The sequence below is a fragment of the Flavobacterium croceum DSM 17960 genome (assembly GCF_002917885.1).
Classification (GTDB): domain Bacteria; phylum Bacteroidota; class Bacteroidia; order Flavobacteriales; family Flavobacteriaceae; genus Flavobacterium; species Flavobacterium croceum.
On the sequence record NZ_PQNY01000001.1, the window covers coordinates 22,727 to 42,663 of the forward strand.

Below are 19,937 nucleotides of genomic sequence, written 5' to 3' on the forward strand. Positions count from 1 at the left end.
TTAAAGCAGATTTTTTTGTTGAATTGACGTTTTTTAAAATGCTATACTGCGAAAAAACTTTCTAACTCTTGCAATGTTTCACTAGTAGATTGTATGTCTTTTACAACTTGACCCAAATGAAGTGCAACAATACGCTCACAAACCTCAACGGTGTGCATTAAATCGTGCGATGAAATAAGCACTGTAGTGTTTTTACTTTGGGTAAGTTCTTTGATTATTTTTTTTAACCTACTTACAGTTGTAGGATCCAAATTAGCAAATGGTTCGTCGAGTATTACTACTTCTGGATTGCCTATAAGTGTTGCAATTATGCCCACTTTTTTTTGATTTCCTTTGGATAAATCTCTTAAATATTTCTTTTTATTTAAAATTTCTCCGTTAAAAAATTCTTCATGCTTTTGCAACAACGCATCAACATCGGCTTTGTTTTGTTTGCGCAAATCGCCTATAAAATAAAAATATTCTTCGGCGGTGAGATAGCCTATTAAAAAACTTTCGTCTATAAAAGCAGAAGTAAAAGGTTTCCAAGATTCACTTGTATTGACTTGTATACCATTGTTTAGTATTTTACCTGTTGAAGGTTGAATCAAATCGAGTAATAAACTAAAAAATGTAGTTTTACCAGCACCGTTGTTTCCTACCAAACCAAAACTTTGTCCTTTTGGTATTTCTAAATTTTCTATATTAAGAACTTGTACTCCGTTGTTGTATGTTTTTGATAAATTGTTTACTTGTATCATAGGGTGTGATGTTTTTAGATTTTTAAAATTAATTTTTTTGTTTGTAAGAAGCTATGGTACTGTATTTTTCGGTTTTGTAAATGCTTTCTATTTTAGTGAAAACATAATCTTTAAATGCAAATCCTAATACTCCAGCCAAAGCCACAAAAAGTAATCCAATATTGGGTGAAAACAAATAATATCCCAAAGCATATAAAGCCATAGGTAGCACTAATTTTGGTAATGAAATAAGTAATGTTTTGAGATTAAATGCTTGTTTATCGCCAAAGGCTTGCTTGCTAGATGACAAATCGATTGGAGTTTTTACAAACGCACCTCCAAGCATAACCAAATGAGAATTTACACCTATGTTAAATATAGCTCCTACTACAATAAGCAAATATGTTTCTAGACCAAAGTAAAGATAAAACGATGCCAAAATAGTAGACAATACTGTACCTATTACCATAAGCCACCACTTGGATGCCAAATAGTCTTTGTATTGAATATTTTGACTCATCATAAGTTGGTAATAAGCACTATCCCAACTAGGCACAAATTGTCCGAAAGTAAATAAAAATCCTCCTGAAACAAAAATTCCAGCAAAAGCTCTCATAGCGGGGTTATTGTAAGCCTCTATAGAATTTGTGTAAAATAATAAACCGTAAAAAACAAATAAAACACTCATTATAAGCGTTGTGCGAGATCGCTTGTTTCTTTTAAGCATTCGGATATCATTCTTTAAAAATGTTCCTAATGTGCCAAATTGATCTAAAAAAGTAAAATCTTCTGTTTTTGCTATTTCAGATTTTGAGGCTAATCCTTCATCTAAGTTTAAATTACTTGCAAAATATTGGTACGCAAAATAATATAACAAGGCTATCAAAAGTAAAGGAAAAAGTACCATATAAGGCTTGTGATAAAAAGACTCAAAAAACGGCGCTGTATACAATGTTACATCAAACCATTGGTAATATTGCGCCACACCCAACAAACCTACTGTAGCTACAACCGAATAAAAAACAACATCTTTATTATTGATGAGTACATTGATAAAATTGTTGATGTATACAATAAAAAACATACCTATCATCCATGTAAACACTTCCAAAGTGTTGAAATTATTTTTGATAAGCATAATACTAAAAGGAACAAAGAAAAAAATATGCACCCAATTGAAAAAAGAAACTGCTGTTTTCCCTAAACAATAATTAACTATTTTGCTTCGCGAAATAGGTAGTACCAATAAAGGTTTAATATTGAGTACGGGCATTTTTTGTAAAAAATAACGAACAACCAAATCCAAAACAAAAAAGTAAATAAGGTATTTATTTACAGTAGGAAATGGTGGCAAACCCGAATCTTGAAGCAATGGATATGAAGCAAAACCAAGCAATAGAAAAATTGCCATAAAATACAATGCTCCCAAAACCATAAAAATTTTCATGACTACATTGCTTCCAAAAGATGCCGAACGCAGAAATGATTTCCATTCTAGTTTAATAAAGTTTTTAATCATGTTTTTGTTTTTAGTTACGGTATTAGAATAGGAATTTTATAATTTGTTACACTTTAAATCGTTTCGAAATTGTATTCGGGATACGTTTGCTCTAAATAACTTTGTGCTTTGGCAGGAATTTCAAAGTAAATAATATAAAAAAGCAATATTTGACAGGTAAATAATAATGCGAAAAAAAGTATTTGGTAATGATGGTAAATAAATTCTTTTCGTGTTAAAAAATTTGTAAACTGAACCATTGGAGATGTAAAATTAATTACAGCTACCCCATTTGCATATTGAAATATTTGTTGCTCAAACAGCCATTTTTTATGTGTTTCTTTTTCTTTGTTTTTTATATACTTATTAAACTTTGTTTGTTTATATAAGACTAGGGTAATAATTATCAAACATATAAATAGTGCAATTTCTTGAGTGTAAGTACAAACATAAAAAACAAAATAAAGTAACAAGAAAATTAAACCTGTAATTATTATTTTTGGAATTGTAAAAAATGCTTTCAAATGCCGTAAAAGTATACTGTTGTACTTTTTGCTTAACGCTTTTTGGCGTTGTTCAACAACCGTCATAAAACCAAAAACACCAAATTTTTTAAACTCTAGCTCCAAAGCATTTTCAAAGGTAATATTTGGATTTTCTTGCCGTTTTTGCTCGATTGCATTCGCTAAATGGTCTACAAGTTCTGTTTGCAAATCATACCATTCTACATAACGTTGGCGTGTAAATTGGTATAAATATTGAATTTGTGTTGGTGTGATTTTCATATTCAATGTAATATTATTTTGGTCTTTTTAAAATCAATAATCTTAGAATAAAAATATAAAACATACCCTACAAAAAAGTAAGTAATAATTGATAACGTTAGTGCCGATGACTTTTTATTCTCATAAGCAGGAACAAAAAACAATTGAAAATAATATAAAATTCCCAAAATTGACCCAATTTTTTCAATAGTAAAATACCTTCTTTTTAGTAACACATGAAAATAAATAATTTGAAACAAAGCCAATGAAACAATAAATACAAAAAATAACTCATTGATAGTGAATTGTTCCGAGAAAAAAGAATGTACATTAACAAAACTGTAAAAGGCATAAATTGCAATAGCCAACACAAGCATTAAAGGTTTAATAAGAAACACCAAAAAAGGATTTAAGGTTTGCCATGAAATACCAACGCTTTCTTTGTTAAGTTTCATCAAACTAGATTTGTTTTCAACCATATAGTTTTTAAAAGCATTGTAAAAATCTAGGTTATCGGAATTCATTTTAGTTTCTACGGCTGTCGCTATATGATCTACTAATTCTAAACGAATATCATAATAAAACACCCCACTATTTTGCAAATAGGTGTCTATAAATTTTAGGTTTTCTGCGGATAGTTGCATCATATCAATAACTCAATTTAGGGTTCACAATAGTTTGCATGTTTTTGATAAATTCTTCAAGTTCGGCAAGTTTATTAACGGTTTCCGCACTGCCTTTTTCGGTAAGTTTGTAATATTTACGCAACCTATTATCCACTTGTACCACTTCTACTTCTAGCACACCCTCTGCCTCTAGTTTATGCAGTGCAGGATACAATGCACCCTCGGTAATCTTTAGTTCACCTTTGGTTATTTCTTTAACTTTTTGGGTTATTTCGTAGCCATACATTTTGCCGTTTTCTTCTAGCAACTTCATTAGTATTGTGTTTAGGCTTCCTTTATATAATTGAGAGTTTTTCATTTAGAAAGTTTTGAAACAAATATACATAATATTCTTATGTATTGTTTTGATTTATTAAAATTGATCTAGAATTTCACAAAAAAACCTCTTAAAAATATTTAAAAGAGGTTATGGTATAAGGTTAATCAAATTTTATATTAAACTTTCGCCGTGTTGCGAAACGTCCAACCCTAATTCTTCAGAATCTTCGTCTACTCGAATAGGTATTACAAAATTGGTAAACTTAAACAACAAATAAGCTCCACCAAAAGTAAATGCCGAAACTAATAGTAAAGCGGTCATGTGGTGCATAAAAACTGTAATACCGCCATGAAGTAAACTAGCATTGTTACCTTGTGCAAATATTGCTGTAAGTATCATCCCCATTATTCCTCCTACGCCATGACAAGCAAAAACATCTAGTGTATCATCTATTTGTTTTAGTTTGTTCCAATACACCATTTTATTAGAAACGATAGCGCCTATAAACCCAAAGAAAATACTTTGCGGAATCGTAACAAATCCTGCCGAAGGTGTAATTACTACAAGCCCAACTACTGCTCCAATACAAGCACCAAGTGCCGAAACTTTTCTGCCTTGTATTCTATCAAAAAACACCCAAGTCATCATTGCCGAAGCACTTGCAACGGTCGTGGTGGCAAATGCCATAGCCGCAGTAGCATTGGCAGCCAATGCCGACCCTGCATTAAACCCAAACCATCCAAACCAAAGCATTCCTGTTCCTAATAATACAAACGGAATATTGGTAGGTATGTGTTTGCTTTTTTTGCGTTTGCCCAAAACTAATACTCCAGCTAGCGCAGCAAAACCAGCACTCATGTGTACAACTGTTCCTCCTGCAAAATCTTTTACACCAAAATAGGCACCTAATAATCCTTGTGGATGCCATATCATGTGACATAATGGTGTGTAAATAAGTAAAGTAAATAAACTAATAAACAAAAGAAACGAAATAAATCGAATACGTTCTGCCAAAGCTCCTGTGATAATTGCGGGTGTAATTACGGCAAATTTCATTTGAAAAAGAGCAAATAAAACAAACGGAATAGAACTTCCTAATAGTTTGTGTGGTAGTACCTCTACTTTATCAAAAAACATAAAATCTAACGGATTTCCTATTATACCATAATAATTACCATCTATTTGAAAACCTATTGGTGATCCAAAAGAAAGACTAAACCCCACAATTACCCATAATAGTCCTACAACTCCAAGACTTATAAAACTTTTAAGCATAGTAGATATAACATTTTTTTTGCCAACCATTCCTCCATAAAAGTATGATAAACCAGGTGTCATGAGTAAAACCAAACACGATGCAGTAAGTAACCACGCTACATCGGCAAAATTTATTTGGCTACTTGCAATAAAGGTTTCATTTTCTTTAGCAGGCGTATGCGTCCAAAATAAGCTTATAATTGCAAGCATAGTAATAAGTAGAAAGGCAACTACCCAACGTTTTTCTGTTTTCATTTAAAAATATTTTATAGGGTAAAAATATTAATTTATTCTTTTTTAAACAAACAACCCTAAAAAACAGTATGCTTATTTAATTTTTTTTAACAATTAAAAACAACTAAGGCTATTTTTTATAGGGTGTCTAAAAAATATGAATTTTTAATGTTTTCAATAAAATACAATATTTTTTTGTTTATTTGCCATACTAATCAATTTAGGCAAAATGGCATCATCAAAAAAAACACCTGCTATTGGATTTATTTTTATAACCATGCTGATTGATATCACAGGATGGGGCATTATTATACCCGTAATACCCAAACTTATAGAAACTTTAATACATGGTGATGTGAGTGAAGCTTCAAAAATAGGTGGCTGGTTAGGGTTCTCGTATGCAATTACTCAATTTGTTTTTTCACCCATTGTAGGTAGCCTGAGCGATAAATTTGGCAGAAGACCTATTATATTATTGTCGTTGTTTGCTTTTTCTTTAGACTATTTGCTGCTCGCATTTGCTCCAACTATTGGTTGGTTATTTCTAGGACGTATTATAGCAGGGCTTACAGGAGCAAGTATTACAACGGCTTCTGCTTATATTGCCGATGTGAGTAATGCCGAAAATCGTGCCAAAAACTTCGGAATGATTGGAGCAGCGTTTGGTTTAGGATTTATAATTGGCCCTGTTATTGGAGGTTTGTTGGGGCAATTTGGAGCTCGAGTTCCTTTTTATGCTGCAGCAGTTTTGTGTTTTTTAAATTTTATTTACGGTTTATTTATTTTGCCCGAATCGTTACCTTTTGAAAACAGAAGAAACTTTAGCTTAAAAAGAGCAAATCCAATAGGTGCGTTTTTAAATCTTAAAAAATATCCAAACCTAATACCTTTAGTAATTTCAATCTTTTTATTGAATGTTGCTGGACATGCTGTACATAGCAATTGGAGTTTCTTCACCAAATATCAATTTCATTGGGATGAACGTATGATAGGCATTTCGCTTGGTGTAATAGGCTTACTTGTTGGCTTGGTTCAAGGCGGACTTATTAGATGGGTAAACCCAAAACTAGGCAATGAAAAAAGCATCTACATAGGAATGGCTTTGTATACCATAGGAATGGCTTTGTTTGCAACAGCTACCCAAAGCTGGATGTTGTTTGTATTTTTAGTACCGTATTGCTTAGGTGGAATAGCTGGGCCAGCCATGCAAAGTGTCATATCTGGAAGTGTTCCTGCCAATGCACAAGGAGAAATGCAAGGTTTAGTATCGAGTTTAATGAGTGCTTCGGCTATTGTTGGCCCGCCACTTATGTCAAACACGTTTTACTATTTTACACACAACAATGCGCCGTTTAAATTTGCAGGAGCGCCATTTGTTCTTGGTGCAGTTTTAATGTTGGTAAGCACATTTATATCTTTTGTAAGCTTCAGAAAAAAATAATTATTTTAAATACAATTTTTTAAACGCATAATCTATAATGGCTTCGCCAGCCATTAAAACATCTGCTCCTATTATTCCGTCTACTTCTTTTACTTTATATGTACTCAAAGCCTGATTTACATGGTGTAAATCAAACAATACGATAGAGAATTCTTCTTTTTTCCACGAACCAATTTTAAGGCTGTTTTTTACCGAAAGTAGTGTTTCCATATTTACCGCACCTGCACCAGCAGCAGTAGTTGTAGAAGGTTGAGTTTGTACCAAAAACTTGTCTTTTACATCTCTATTTAAACAACTATGACTCGCTCCTGTGTCTAATATAAATCGACCTTTTACACCATTTATATCTGCTTTTAAAAGTAAATGTTGTGTTTTTAAAAACTGAAAAGGGATTTTTTTGTATTTTTTAGATTTCAAAAGTTCTTCGAGTGCTTTCATACTTCAAAAATAGCTTATTTTAATGTTAGTTTGTAGCTTTGCGCCGTTTATAAAACTATTTTTTGTGGAATTACTATTTACAGACACTCATACTCATTTATATTCTAAAGAATTTGAAAACGATAGCCACCAAATGCTTCAAAGAGCCTTTGATAATGGCGTGAAACGATTGTTCGTTCCTAGTATAGACTCAAGTTATACGAGTAGCATGAAAGCTTTACAACAACTATATCCTGAACATATTTTTTTAATGATGGGGCTACATCCTTGTTATGTAAAACCAGAAAGTTATGAAAAAGAATTAGAATGGGTTGCACAAGAATTAAAAAGTAACACCTATTATGCTGTAGGCGAAATAGGTATTGATTTATATTGGGATAAAAGCACGTTAGACATTCAAAAAGAGGCTTTTAAAAAACAAATTCAATGGGCAAAACAACACAAACTAGGCATAAACATTCATTGTAGAGAAGCTTTTGATGAAGTTTTTGAGGTATTAGAATCTGAAAAATCAGACGATTTGTTTGGTATATTTCATTGCTTTTCTGGAAACTTAGAACAAGCAAATCAAGCTATTCGTTTAGGTATGAAATTAGGTATTGGCGGTGTCGTTACATTTAAAAATGGCAAAATAGATCAATTTTTACATCAAATATCTCTAAAAGATATTGTACTAGAAACCGATGCACCCTATTTAGCACCTGTACCTTACAGAGGTAAAAGAAATGAAAGCAGCTATATACCAATAATTGCTCAAAAACTGGCAGAAATACATCAGGTTTCAATTGCAGAAATTGCAGAAATAACTACAAATAATGCTAAAGAAATATTCTCAATTTAATCAACTCTGAAAGAAATTCACACTCGTTTTTGATGTTTTGTTTAGATAAATGATAGAGATTTAATGTATTGATTGAAAAAAAATTAATAAATATGTTGATTTTCTTCTGATAAAAATTATCTTTGCACACGTAAAAAAACCAGGTGTTTTTTTAGTACTAATACGCTATTAAATAAATACATAAGTAATGTCAAAAGCAATAGGAAAAGTATCGCAAATTATTGGGCCTGTAGTAGATGTAGTGTTTGACACTGAGGGTGTTGAGCTTCCAAAAATCTACGATTCATTGGAAATTAACAGACCTGACGGAACAAAATTAGTTCTTGAAGTTCAATCACACATTGGGCAAGACGGAGTAAGAACCATCTCGATGGACTCTACAGACGGTTTAAGTAGAGGTACAGAAGTTGTAGCTACAGGAAACCCTATACAAATGCCTGTGGGTCAAGATATCTACGGTAGATTGTTTAACGTAGTTGGTGATGCTATCGATGGATTGGGCGATTTGCCAAAAGAAGGTTCAAATGGAATGCCAATTCATAAAGATGCACCAAGATTTGAAGATTTATCAACTTCTACAGAGGTATTGTTTACAGGTATCAAAGTAATTGACCTTATTGAGCCTTATGCAAAAGGTGGTAAAATTGGTCTTTTTGGTGGTGCTGGTGTAGGAAAAACAGTACTTATTCAAGAATTGATTAACAATATTGCAAAAGGTCACGGAGGTTTATCAGTATTTGCTGGTGTAGGAGAAAGAACTCGTGAAGGAAATGACCTTTTAAGAGAGATGCTAGAATCTGGTATTATTAAATATGGTGATGATTTTATGCACTCTATGGAAAATGGAGGTTGGGATTTAACCAAAGTTGATAAATCTGGAATGAGAGAGTCTAAAGCTACTTTCGTTTTCGGGCAAATGAATGAACCACCAGGAGCACGTGCTCGTGTGGCTCTATCTGGATTATCTATTGCAGAATATTTCCGTGATGGTGCTGGTTCAGACCAAGGAAAAGATGTACTTTTCTTCGTAGATAACATCTTCCGTTTTACACAAGCAGGTTCTGAAGTATCTGCCTTGTTAGGTCGTATGCCATCTGCGGTGGGTTATCAACCAACATTAGCAACAGAAATGGGTGCTATGCAAGAGCGTATTACATCAACCAAAAAAGGTTCAATTACTTCTGTTCAAGCAGTATATGTACCTGCGGATGACTTAACTGACCCTGCTCCTGCAACAACATTTGCGCACTTAGATGCAACAACAGTATTGTCTCGTAAAATTGCAGAGTTAGGTATTTATCCTGCGGTAGACCCTCTAGACTCTACCTCTCGTATTCTTACTCCCGAAATTTTAGGTGCAGATCATTACAATTGTGCACAAAGAGTAAAAGAAATTTTACAACGCTACAAACAACTTCAAGATATTATTGCCATTCTTGGTATGGAAGAACTTTCTGAAGATGATAAACTAGCCGTAGCACGTGCTCGTAAAGTACAACGTTTCTTATCACAACCATTCCACGTAGCAGAACAGTTTACAGGTATACCAGGTGTATTGGTTGATATTAAAGAAACTATAAAAGGCTTTAACATGATTATGGATGGTGAATTGGATCATTTACCAGAAGCTGCTTTCAACCTTAAAGGTACTATAGAAGAAGCTATAGAGGCAGGACAAAAAATGTTGGCAGAAGCGTAAATCAAACAAAATTGATAAGCTTCAAAAATAAAATCACAAATCTCTAACAAGAATTTGGAATTTTAAAATTTGGAATTTTAAATAAAAATTATGATTTTAGAAATTGTATCGCCAGAAGCAAAATTATTTTCAGGAGAAATAACATCAATTACTTTACCAGGTGTAGATGGCTCGTTTCAAATTTTAAATAACCACGCTCCTATAGTTTCTATACTAGAAAAAGGTGTGCTTAAAATAGTTACTTCTTCTACAAACGAAAACTTGACTAAGTTTAACAAAGTAGATGGACAAACCTATACTTTAAACATCAATTCTGGAACAATAGAAATGAAAGATAATAAAGTAATTGTATTGGTAGACTAATACAATATCAAATAAAACTTAAAAATGCCGAGTAATTGCTCGGCATTTTTTATTTTTGAAACTATGAATACGCTACCAAAACCTCTTATCGAAAAATTAAATTTGCGTGAAGACCAACATTCTAAACGTATGTTACCCAATGAGAATGTTTTAATCGATTTCAGTTCAAATGACTATTTAGGGTATGCAAAAAATGAATTGATATTCCAAAAAACACATCAATATTTAGTAGAAAACAATATAAAGACCAACGGAGCCACTGGATCTAGATTGCTTACAGGAAATTACAATCTACATACAGAAACAGAAGCTTATATTGCTCGATTTCACGGCACAGAGGCGGCTTTGATTTTCAATTCGGGCTACGATGCCAATTTAGGTGTTTTGAGCGCTATACCTCAGCGTAATGATATTATTTTTTACGACGAATTATGTCATTCTTCCATTAGAGATGGAATTCAGTTAAGCAAGGCAAAATCATATAAGTTTAAACATAACGATTTAGAAAATTTAGAAAAATTACTCACAAAATTTAAAATTCATAACACAACATCTGTTACATACATTATTACCGAAAGTGTATTTTCTATGGATGGTGATTCTCCAAATCTAGAAAAGCTCTCTGTATTGTGTGAAAAACATCAATGTTATTTAATTGTAGATGAAGCACACGCATTGGGTGTGTTTGGACTGCAAGGTTCGGGACTTGTGCAACAGTTAAACTTGCAAGACAAAGTATTTGCACGAATTATAACCTTTGGAAAAGCATTGGGTTGTCATGGAGCTGTAGTTGTGGGTTCAGAGTTATTGAAAAGCTATTTGATAAACTATGCTCGAAGTTTTATATACACCACCGCACTTTCTCCGCATAGCACCGCCACTATATACATTGCCTACAAACATCTAAACTCCGAAAAAGAACAAATTGAAAAGCTAAACAAGAATATTATATTTTTTAATGAAGAGATAAACGCAATAGGGCTAAAACATCTCTTTATAGCAAGCAATTCACCCATACAATGTGCCGTAATACCTAGTAACGAAAAAGCAAAAAAAGTATCACAATATTTACAGAGTAAAGGCTTTGATGTAAAACCTATACTGTCTCCTACTGTACCTAAAGGAAAAGAAAGACTTCGATTTTGCTTGCATTCATACAATAGTAAAAAACATATTACAGATGTTTTAGTATTCTTGTATAACTTTGTAAAGTAAAGTCTTAATATTGGAAAACACGAAATTTAAAATAATTGGCGTTTATAACTATTCTGCCGAAGCATTCATTTTTAAATCAAAATTGGAAGCTAATGGCATTGCTGTTTTTATAAAAGATAATTTTACAATAGATGCAGATCCTTTATACAGTCAAGCAATTGGTGGAGTAAAGATTTATGTACACGAGAATGAATTTGATAAAGCGAAAAAAATTTTATCTGAGATTAATCCATTTTCTGTAGATGATAACTTTAAAAATATTACTTGTCCAAAATGTGGAGAGGCAAAAGTGGAATTAGTCACTACAATAAAAGATTATAAATCATTCTTAAGTTTCCTCATCTCTTCTCTTTTTTCTTTACTTCCTTTTTATGTTAAAGAAAAATATAAATGTAGCATTTGTGGATTTGAATTTGACAAAAAATGAAACTATTCATCACCGGAATTGGAACAGATGTTGGCAAAACTATAGCATCTGCTATTATTACCCAGGCTCTCGAAGCCGACTATTGGAAACCCATACAAGCAGGAGATTTAGACAATTCAGATAGTGCAAAAGTTAAACGCTATATTTCAAACCACAAAACGGTTATTCACAACAACAGCTATGCCCTAAACACTCCTACAAGCCCACATTTTGCTGCTCAATTGGATAATATTTCTATAGAAATTCAAAAAATAGTAGAACCAAAAACCAAAAATCATTTGGTTATTGAAGCGGCAGGTGGAATTTTGGTACCACTAAACAATACGCATACTGTAATAGATTTAATAAAACCCGATTATAAAGTAATTGTAGTTTCTCGACACTATCTAGGAAGTATAAACCACACATTACTTACTATTGAGGCACTTAACAATAGAGGTATTAACATAGCAGGCATACTTTTTTCGGGCGATAAAAATGAAAGCACAGAAAGTATTATTTTAGAAAAAACTAAGATAAAAATGCTAGGCAGAATAGAAAATGAGCCTTATTTTGATTGTAATGTAATAAACTATTATGCAGAAAAATTCAAAGAAACAATCGTAAATCTTTAATTATATAGAGCAAACTATGACGCTTTCCGAAAAAGATTCTTTATACAACTGGCATCCGTATACACAACATAAAACATCAACGCCACACCCCGTAATTGTAAAAGGAAAAGATGCTTTGCTTTGGGATGAAAACAACAAACAATACATAGATGCCATTGCCTCGTGGTGGGTAAATCCATTTGGACATTCCAATGCGTTTATAGCCGATGCAATATACAAGCAACTCAACACGCTAGAACACGTGCTTTTTGGCGGTTTTACACACAATAAAGCCATAGAGTTGTCCGAAAAAGTATTACAACTATTACCAAATAACCAAAAAAAAATATTTTATTCTGATAATGGTTCTACAGCTGTTGAAGTAGCTATTAAAGCGGCTTTACAATATTTTTATAACAAAAAAGAATCGCGTACCAAAATTATTGCGTTTGAAAATGCTTTTCATGGTGACACATTTGGCGCAATGGCAGCTAGTGGAATTTCGTTTTTTACAGAAGCTTTTAAAGGCTCTCTTTTAGAAGTTGTTCGTATACCTGTGCCAACAGCGGGCAATGAAGAAACAACAATAACAGCGCTAGAAAAATTGGTCAATACCAACAATTTTGCTGCTTTTATTTTTGAGCCTTTAGTACTTGGTGCTGCAGGAATGGTAATGTATGATGCCGAAATATTAAATAAACTCATAGCTATTTCTAAACAAAAACAAGTATTTACTATAGCCGATGAAGTCATGACGGGTTTTGGAAAAACAGGTAAAACTTTCGCTATTGATTACCTAACTCAAAAACCCGATATGGTATGTCTTTCTAAGGCATTAACCGGCGGTACAATTCCAATGGCTATTACGAGTTTTACTCAAGAAGTATTTGACGGTTTTTATAGCGATGATGTAAATAAAGCCTTGTTTCATGGGCATACATTTACAGCCAACCCAACAGGATGTGCAGCGGCTTTGGCAAGTATTAGTTTATTGGAAACCGATGAAATGCAAAAAAACATAAACAGAATAAACCATAAACATAGCCTATTTGCAAACCACATTAAGCAACATAAAAGGGTAGCAAACACAAGAGTACTAGGTGTTATTTTTGCGTTGGATATCAAAGTGCAAAATGCAGAAAGTTACTATGGAAGTTTAAGAAATAAACTGTATTCTTTTTTTATAGAACACGGAATCATTTTAAGACCAGTAGGGAATACCATTTACATATTACCTCCTTATATCATTACAGATAACCAACTTGATATTGTGTATAAAACTATAGAAAAAGCTTTGAATGAAGTAGAATGAAATAAATTATATACGCTGCAAAAAGTATAAGTTTAGTATCTTTGCAAAAAAAAAATTCAGCATGTCGTCATTTTATAAATTAGTTATAAAAGAAGTAAAAAAAGAAACCCCTCAAGCTGTTTCTATAGCATTCTCAATACCGCAAGAATTACAACCTGCATATACATTTGTAGCTGGACAATACGTTAATATCAAACTCACCTTAGACGGAAAAGAAATTCGTCGAGCTTATTCTATATGTTCTGCGCCTAACACTAACGAGCTTAGAATTGCTGTAAAAGCGATACCCAATGGTTTGTTTTCAAATTTTGCCACAACTAGTTTAAAAACGGGCGATATTTTGGAAGTAGGCACTCCCGAAGGAAAATTTACTTTTGAGCCGCAAGAAACCAACAAAAACAACTATGCTGCCTTTGTAGCAGGAAGTGGAATAACACCTATTCTTTCAATTATAAAATCGGTTTTAAATAGTGAACCACAAAGTAGTTTTGTATTGGTTTATGGAAATAAATCTATAGAAGACACTTTGTTTTACAACGAAATCGTTGCGCTTCAGCAAAATTACTCCAACCGTTTATCGGTACATTTTGTGTTTAGTAAAACAAACGAAAGCGAGTTATTTGGCAGAATAGACAAAGCGATTATTAATAATATTTTACGTTATAAACACACTAACAAAAGTTTTGAAAAATTTTATTTGTGTGGCCCAGAAAAGATGATTAATGTAGTAGCCTCTACATTAAAAGAAAATAATATAGCCGAAACAGCAATTAAATACGAACTCTTTACCTCATCAAATACAAATTCAAACGCCTCTACATCTGAAGGAACAACGGTAATTACAGTGTTACTCGACGATGAAACCACAACGTTTGAAATGAACCAAAAACAAACGCTACTAGAAGCTTCTATAAAAAAAGGCTTAGATGCTCCTTATTCTTGTCAGGGTGGTGTTTGTAGCAGTTGTTTGGCACGTATAACACAAGGCAGTGCTACCATGGTAAAAAATGTGGTATTGAGTGACGATGATATTGCAGAAGGATTGGTATTAACCTGTCAGGCTCATCCTACCTCTAGCACAATCGCTATAGATTTTGACGATGTGTAATAAAACAATTTTACAACTGTTTTAAAACTGTTTCTACTATCTTTTCGGGCAAAATAGTTCGCATAACTTGCTCATAACCTTCTACTTGTTTGTTTCCGTAAACAGAAGTAGGTAATAGTGGGTATACTAATCGATCTGCAACCAAGCAATTCTCTAAAGGTTGTGCATAAGGAGCAAAACCTGCAAAAGGATGCGTTGCACCCCAAAGTGTAATTGTTTTCACTCCAAATAAAGCTGCCAAATGGGCGTTACCACTGTCCATAGACAACATCACATCTAAATTTGAAATTAACTCCAATTCGTGTTCCAGCGAAATAGCTCCTGCAACACTCTTTACATTAGTATACTTTTCGGAAATATCCTTTAACACTTCACATTCTTTTTTTCCTCCTCCAAATAAAAACAGGGTAACATTTTGTTGCTGAGACAGATTACTCAAAACTTGTTCCATTAAATCTAGAGGATATATCTTACCTTGATGTTGAGCAAAAGGTGCAATACCTATCCATGTTGTAGTTTTTATACCCGATACTTCTAAAGTTCTATCAGACAATTCAAGTTTAGGTAAAAAATAAGGTTGAGAAAATTCTAGAGGAAATCCCAACTTGGCAAAAGTTTCCAAATGCCGCTCTGTCATTGGTTTTAAAGGCTTAAAAACTTTATTTTTAGCTCTCGTGAGTGCTTTTTTTTCGGCCCTGCCTTTGTCTGTAACCGCTATTTTTACATTAGAAAACAAAAAAAACAAACGAATAATTTTTGTTCTCAAAACATGATGTAAATCGGCAATATGGGTTACTTTTTTGCGTTTAAGCGTTTGTGCTAATTTTACTATTCCAAATAACCCCTTGTGTTGATGGTGTGTGTGTACAGAAACGAAATTTACGTTGGGAATAAGCTTAAAAATAGACTTAAAAAAAGATTTTGAAACAACCGTAATAACCACATGCGGATATTGTTTTGCAAATGCAAGTATTACAGGCACTATCATGGCTACATCTCCCATAGCAGACAGCCTAATAATAGCAATATGTGGTTGTTTTTTTACCATGTGATACAAAAAGAAAACCTAACATAGAACTACATTAGGTTTCAAATTATTATAAAATAATATTATTTTTTATTTTGATACAATACTGGATTCAAATCATCGTCGTTATACATCTTCATTTGTTTATAAACCTTCATAAATTTATCTCCATGCTCTATGTCGGTAAGCAAATCGTCTATAGCAGTAGACAAATCTGTGCGTTGTTCTAAAAGCACATTAAGTTTTTCTTGACACTTATCGCGGTGCTCTTGGCTTGCGTCTACTCGAGTGGCTTCTTCATGCATATGATAAATTTTTAATGCCAAAATAGAAAGCCTATCTATAGCCCATGCTGGACTTTCAGAATTTATTTTTGCCGTAGGCTTTGCTGCAACATCTTTATATTTTTGAAGAAAATAACTATCAATATACTCTACCATATCTGTACGCTCTTGGTTAGAAGCATCGATTCTTCTTTTCAATACCAAAGCAGCCTCAGGGTTTATGTTTGGGTCTCTAATAATGTCTTCAAAATGCCATTGTACGGTATCAATCCAATTTTTAAAATATAATAAATGTTCTATTTGATCTTTAGAATAAGGATTGTTAATAGGTTGATCAACATTATCATAAAGATGATAATCACGAATACTTTGTTCGAATATAGAATAAGCAAATTTTGAAAACATAATAGATAACTTTTTTGCAAAGATAGTTTTTTATATCTTTAAACATTAATTTTCAATTTTGAAACTTTACCTTTTCGTATGCAAATTCACTACATTTCAGAACAAAATAGCATTTTAAACCATTTTCTTACGCAACTTCGCGATATTCATATTCAAAAAGACAGTATGCGTTTTAGAAAAAACATCGAACGCATTGGCGAAATCATGGCTTATGAACTAAGTAAAACCTTAGAATATAAAGCCATAGATGTACGAACGCCGTTAGGTATAAAACACACCACTACTATTGCAGAACCTGTTGTGTTGTGCTCTATTTTAAGGGCTGGATTGGCGCTTCATCAAGGCTTTATGAATTTTTTTGACGATGCAGAAAACGGTTTTGTTTCGGCGTATAGATACCATTTTAATCATGATGACTCTTTTGAAATAAGAGTAGAATATCAAGCTGCACCTTCGTTTGAAAATAAAAATTTGATACTTATCGATCCTATGTTGGCTACAGGTCAATCGATTGTAGCGGTATTGCAAAAACTTCATTTAGAACAAAAACCCAAAGAAATACACATCGCTGTAGTAATAGCAGCTCCAGAAGGCATTGAATATTTAGAAAAAAATCTTCCCGAAAATTGTCATTTATGGGTAGCAGCACTCGACGACAAACTCAATGAAAAAAATTATATTTTACCAGGTTTAGGAGATGCTGGAGATTTAGCCTACGGAAGTAAGTTATAACTGTGTGATAAAGCAGAATAATGACAATAATAAAAAGAGTGTTATTGTTAATTCTTGATTTATTTTATTTTGCGAATACTCTATAAAATTGGTTGCCATAATCGCCAATGGGAAAAAAGTAAACACTAATAAATTGTTTGATTTATTGGCAGATAACACAAAAATAGCAATCGAAATAAGAAATGAAAGAATAAGTTTTTTGTGCGATGTTTGTAAATTTATTGGTTTTGATGTTACCGAAAAAAACGAAGATAGAAAAAACACAAAAACAAGAACTGCATATATTGAAAAGGCAATATTTTGGTAATCATTTTCAAAATAATCTATAGAATAACATACTGTAGCACGACTTACATATTCATTTATCCAATTTTGATGTAAAACCAAATTGGCAAACAAAAACAAATTACCAAAAGCAATAGCAGCAAATACGGGCACGAGCCAATTTCGGTAATCTCTAGAAACATGAAATATTATAGAGATAAACACCAATAAAATAAAAAGGATAGTCCAAAAATGAAACAAACTTGCTACCAATATCCAAAATGTAGCATCAAATATTTTTTGTTTTGTTCCGTGAAGCGATTGCAAAGAAATAAGGCGTCGTATAGCAAGCAAAATAAAAAAATTGGACAAAAGTATTTGAATATCAAGCAAAATTTTTGGAAACAAAAGATGCAATAAGAAATAAAACAATATAGCATAAGCGCTATCTTTGGTAAGCATATTTCTTTTTGCGATAAAATTCACCACAAATGTGCTTGCAAAAAGTAATAAAAACGCAATTGCATCTTGCGCAATAGGATTTAGTATGAAAATAGTTTTTTCTGAAAAAACCACGCTAACAGTAAAGCAAACTAGTAAAAATAATGCTACTAAAGAATAACTAAAAGGAGTAGTTTTTTTAAAAATACTTGTAAACATCAGGATATTTTATACATTTGTGGTGTAAATATAACATTTGTTTAAAAATGAAAACACTTTTTGAAGCAATACAAGCATTTTTTGTTGACTTTTTATTTCTTCCACTTGATGGTTTAAGATGGTTAGAGCTTAAATCTTGGTGGGGTGCAAACATTATAAACTGGGTATTCGTAATAATTTGTGCTTATTGGGTTGTATATTGGATTAAACAAATAAAATTATTCAATTCTACAGGAGAAGACAATCAAGATACTACGGCTCATTCTTTTTTAAAGTAAATCTAGCCCAATATCTTTTCTATAATACATCTTATCAAAATGTAGCTTTTCTATATTTTGATAAGATTTTTTTGTAGCTTCTTCAATCGAATTTCCATACGAAGTTACTGCCAAAACTCTACCTCCATTGGTAAAAATTTCTTGATTACTTGCTTTGGTTCCTGCATGAAAAACAATAGAGTTTTCTATGCTTTCTAGTCCTGTAATCAACATATTATTTTGGTATTCATTTGGATAACCTCCAGAAACCACCATGACAGTTGCAGCCAACTTAGTTTCTATTTCGAGAGTTATACTGTCTAAATTTTGATGAGCAACCGCCGTAAAAAGATCTAGTAAATCTGTTTTTATTCTTGGTATAACCACCTCTGTTTCTGGATCCCCCATACGTACATTGTATTCTATTACGTAGGGTTCATTACCAACTTTTATTAATCCTATAAAAATAAAACCTTTGTATTCTATATTGGCTTCTCTAAGTCCATTAACAGTAGGAATTACTATGTTTTTTTCTACTTTGTTCATAAATACCTCATCTGCAAATGGCACAGGCGATATGGCTCCCATTCCGCCAGTATTTAGTCCGGTATCGCCTTCACCTATTCTTTTATAATCTTTGGCAGTGGGTAATATTTTATAATTTTTGCCGTCGGTTAGCACAAAACAACTTAATTCTATACCACTTAAAAATTCTTCAATAACAACTTTTGAACTTGCTTGTCCAAACTTTGATTCCAAAAGCATTTTTTCAAGTTCTATTTTAGCTTCGTCTAGGTTATCTAGTATTAAAACACCTTTTCCTGCCGCCAAACCATCTGCTTTTAATACATAAGGCGGATTAAGGGTTTCCAAATAGGCTTTACCTTGTAAAAATGTTTCTTTTGTAAAACTTGAATAACGTGCCGTTGGTATATTATTTTCTATGAGAAATTTTTTAGCAAATTCTTTACTGCCTTCTAGTTGAGCTCCTAATTTTGAAGGGCCAAGTACAGGAATAGTACAAAGTTCTTTATCTTCTTTAAAAAAATCATATATACCTAGCACCAATGGGTCTTCTGGGCCAACCACCACCATATCAATACAAGCTTTTAAACAAAATTCTTTAATGGATACAAAATCGGTTGTAGAAATCAATACGTTTTCGGCAATAAGTGCTGTTCCTGCATTTCCTGGTGCTACAAAAAGTTTAGATATATTTTTAGATTGACTAAGTTTCCAAGCCAAAGCATGCTCTCGTCCTCCAGAGCCTAATAGTAGAATATTCATGTGTTTGTTGTGTTGTTGTTTTGAATTGCAAAGTAACTATTTTTTGAAACACCATAATACATTAAGAAAATAAAATTAAAGAATGTTATGTGTAATATTTTCTTTTATTTAATTCGTTTATATGAATATTTTCAATTATATTTGTTGTGTAAATTACAAAATCAAGA

The 19,937-nt window shown here is 32.5% G+C and carries 22 protein-coding genes; 11 read left to right on the forward strand and 11 right to left on the reverse strand.

Annotated elements, in window-relative coordinates; genetic code table 11:
- Positions 1-41: 41 nt before the first annotated feature.
- The 6 genes from Q361_RS00125 to Q361_RS00150 all read right to left on the reverse strand — a co-directional run bounded on the left by Q361_RS00125 (position 42) and on the right by Q361_RS00150 (position 5,438).
- Positions 42-740 carry an ABC transporter ATP-binding protein gene (locus Q361_RS00125; RefSeq protein WP_103724676.1) on the reverse strand — a complete coding sequence of 233 codons (699 nt, stop codon included), beginning with the start codon at positions 738-740 and terminating at the stop codon, positions 42-44.
- 28 nt (positions 741-768) lie between these two features.
- Positions 769-2,238 (reverse strand): DUF5687 family protein, encoded by a 1,470-nt coding sequence (locus Q361_RS00130; protein WP_103724677.1) that lies wholly within the window; start codon positions 2,236-2,238, stop codon positions 769-771.
- A 53-nt stretch (positions 2,239-2,291) separates the two neighbouring features.
- On the reverse strand, positions 2,292-3,002 hold the full coding sequence (locus tag Q361_RS00135; RefSeq protein ID WP_103724678.1) for a hypothetical protein: 711 nt from the start codon (positions 3,000-3,002) through the stop codon (positions 2,292-2,294).
- 2 nt (positions 3,003-3,004) lie between these two features.
- On the reverse strand, positions 3,005-3,628 hold the full coding sequence (locus tag Q361_RS00140) for a hypothetical protein (RefSeq protein ID WP_103724679.1): 624 nt from the start codon (positions 3,626-3,628) through the stop codon (positions 3,005-3,007).
- A 1-nt stretch (position 3,629) separates the two neighbouring features.
- The gene (locus Q361_RS00145) at positions 3,630-3,965 is read right to left on the reverse strand and encodes a PadR family transcriptional regulator (protein WP_103724680.1); all 336 of its coding nucleotides are present in this window, start codon (positions 3,963-3,965) and stop codon (positions 3,630-3,632) included.
- A 132-nt stretch (positions 3,966-4,097) separates the two neighbouring features.
- On the reverse strand, positions 4,098-5,438 hold the full coding sequence (locus Q361_RS00150; RefSeq protein WP_103724681.1) for an ammonium transporter: 1,341 nt from the start codon (positions 5,436-5,438) through the stop codon (positions 4,098-4,100).
- 208 nt (positions 5,439-5,646) lie between these two features.
- Here Q361_RS00150 and Q361_RS00155 point away from each other — a divergent pair, with 208 nt between their 5' ends.
- A complete protein-coding gene (locus Q361_RS00155; RefSeq protein ID WP_103724682.1) occupies positions 5,647-6,858 on the forward strand; it encodes a TCR/Tet family MFS transporter in 1,212 nt (403 codons plus the stop codon).
- On the opposite strand, the gene Q361_RS00160 is transcribed toward Q361_RS00155, so the two are convergent.
- The gene (locus Q361_RS00160; protein WP_103724683.1) at positions 6,859-7,296 is read right to left on the reverse strand and encodes a retropepsin-like aspartic protease; all 438 of its coding nucleotides are present in this window, start codon (positions 7,294-7,296) and stop codon (positions 6,859-6,861) included. It abuts the gene before it with no gap.
- A 64-nt stretch (positions 7,297-7,360) separates the two neighbouring features.
- Between Q361_RS00160 and Q361_RS00165 the strand changes: the two genes are divergently transcribed.
- The 8 genes from Q361_RS00165 (at position 7,361) to Q361_RS00200 (ending at position 14,854) form a co-directional block, all read left to right on the forward strand.
- Positions 7,361-8,137, forward strand: a complete 777-nt coding sequence (locus Q361_RS00165; protein WP_394335842.1) for a TatD family hydrolase — start codon at positions 7,361-7,363, stop codon at positions 8,135-8,137.
- Positions 8,138-8,324: 187 nt separating this feature from the next.
- Positions 8,325-9,836 carry a F0F1 ATP synthase subunit beta gene (gene atpD, locus Q361_RS00170; RefSeq protein ID WP_103724685.1) on the forward strand — a complete coding sequence of 504 codons (1,512 nt, stop codon included), beginning with the start codon at positions 8,325-8,327 and terminating at the stop codon, positions 9,834-9,836.
- Positions 9,837-9,926: 90 nt separating this feature from the next.
- Positions 9,927-10,199, forward strand: coding sequence for a F0F1 ATP synthase subunit epsilon (locus tag Q361_RS00175; protein ID WP_103724686.1), 273 nt, complete (start codon positions 9,927-9,929; stop codon positions 10,197-10,199).
- Positions 10,200-10,262: 63 nt separating this feature from the next.
- Positions 10,263-11,414: an aminotransferase class I/II-fold pyridoxal phosphate-dependent enzyme gene (locus Q361_RS00180; RefSeq protein ID WP_103724687.1), complete on the forward strand. Its 1,152-nt coding sequence runs from the start codon at positions 10,263-10,265 to the stop codon at positions 11,412-11,414.
- A gap of 10 nt (positions 11,415-11,424) precedes the next feature.
- Positions 11,425-11,841, forward strand: coding sequence for a putative signal transducing protein (locus Q361_RS00185; protein ID WP_103724688.1), 417 nt, complete (start codon positions 11,425-11,427; stop codon positions 11,839-11,841).
- A complete protein-coding gene (gene bioD, locus Q361_RS00190) occupies positions 11,838-12,455 on the forward strand; it encodes a dethiobiotin synthase (RefSeq protein WP_103724689.1) in 618 nt (205 codons plus the stop codon). The genes Q361_RS00185 and bioD overlap by 4 nt, the downstream gene beginning before the upstream one ends.
- Positions 12,456-12,471: 16 nt before the next feature.
- On the forward strand, positions 12,472-13,746 hold the full coding sequence (gene bioA, locus Q361_RS00195) for an adenosylmethionine--8-amino-7-oxononanoate transaminase (protein WP_103724690.1): 1,275 nt from the start codon (positions 12,472-12,474) through the stop codon (positions 13,744-13,746).
- Between the two features lie 61 nt (positions 13,747-13,807).
- On the forward strand, positions 13,808-14,854 hold the full coding sequence (locus Q361_RS00200) for a ferredoxin--NADP reductase (RefSeq protein ID WP_103724691.1): 1,047 nt from the start codon (positions 13,808-13,810) through the stop codon (positions 14,852-14,854).
- Positions 14,855-14,864: 10 nt separating this feature from the next.
- Here the strand turns inward: Q361_RS00200 and Q361_RS00205 are convergent, their stop codons facing one another.
- Both Q361_RS00205 and Q361_RS00210 read right to left on the reverse strand, forming a co-directional pair.
- Entirely contained in the window at positions 14,865-15,902 is a 1,038-nt protein-coding gene (locus tag Q361_RS00205) for a glycosyltransferase family 9 protein (protein ID WP_245874587.1), read from the reverse strand.
- Positions 15,903-15,964: 62 nt separating this feature from the next.
- Positions 15,965-16,570: a DUF4254 domain-containing protein gene (locus Q361_RS00210; RefSeq protein WP_103724692.1), complete on the reverse strand. Its 606-nt coding sequence runs from the start codon at positions 16,568-16,570 to the stop codon at positions 15,965-15,967.
- Positions 16,571-16,648: 78 nt separating this feature from the next.
- Between Q361_RS00210 and upp the strand changes: the two genes are divergently transcribed.
- Positions 16,649-17,302, forward strand: a complete 654-nt coding sequence (upp, locus tag Q361_RS00215) for a uracil phosphoribosyltransferase (protein WP_103724693.1) — start codon at positions 16,649-16,651, stop codon at positions 17,300-17,302.
- Here the strand turns inward: upp and Q361_RS00220 are convergent.
- Positions 17,297-18,226 (reverse strand): DUF6427 family protein, encoded by a 930-nt coding sequence (locus tag Q361_RS00220; RefSeq protein WP_103724694.1) that lies wholly within the window; start codon positions 18,224-18,226, stop codon positions 17,297-17,299. The genes upp and Q361_RS00220 overlap by 6 nt on opposite strands.
- A gap of 47 nt (positions 18,227-18,273) precedes the next feature.
- Between Q361_RS00220 and Q361_RS00225 the strand changes: the two genes are divergently transcribed.
- Complete coding sequence (locus Q361_RS00225) at positions 18,274-18,504, forward strand: DUF6341 family protein (protein ID WP_103724695.1); 231 nt, start codon at positions 18,274-18,276, stop codon at positions 18,502-18,504.
- On the opposite strand, the gene purD is transcribed toward Q361_RS00225, so the two are convergent.
- Positions 18,496-19,770 carry a phosphoribosylamine--glycine ligase gene (gene purD / locus Q361_RS00230; protein ID WP_103724696.1) on the reverse strand — a complete coding sequence of 425 codons (1,275 nt, stop codon included), beginning with the start codon at positions 19,768-19,770 and terminating at the stop codon, positions 18,496-18,498. The two genes, Q361_RS00225 and purD, sit on opposite strands and share 9 nt — an antisense overlap.
- Positions 19,771-19,937 lie beyond the last annotated feature (167 nt).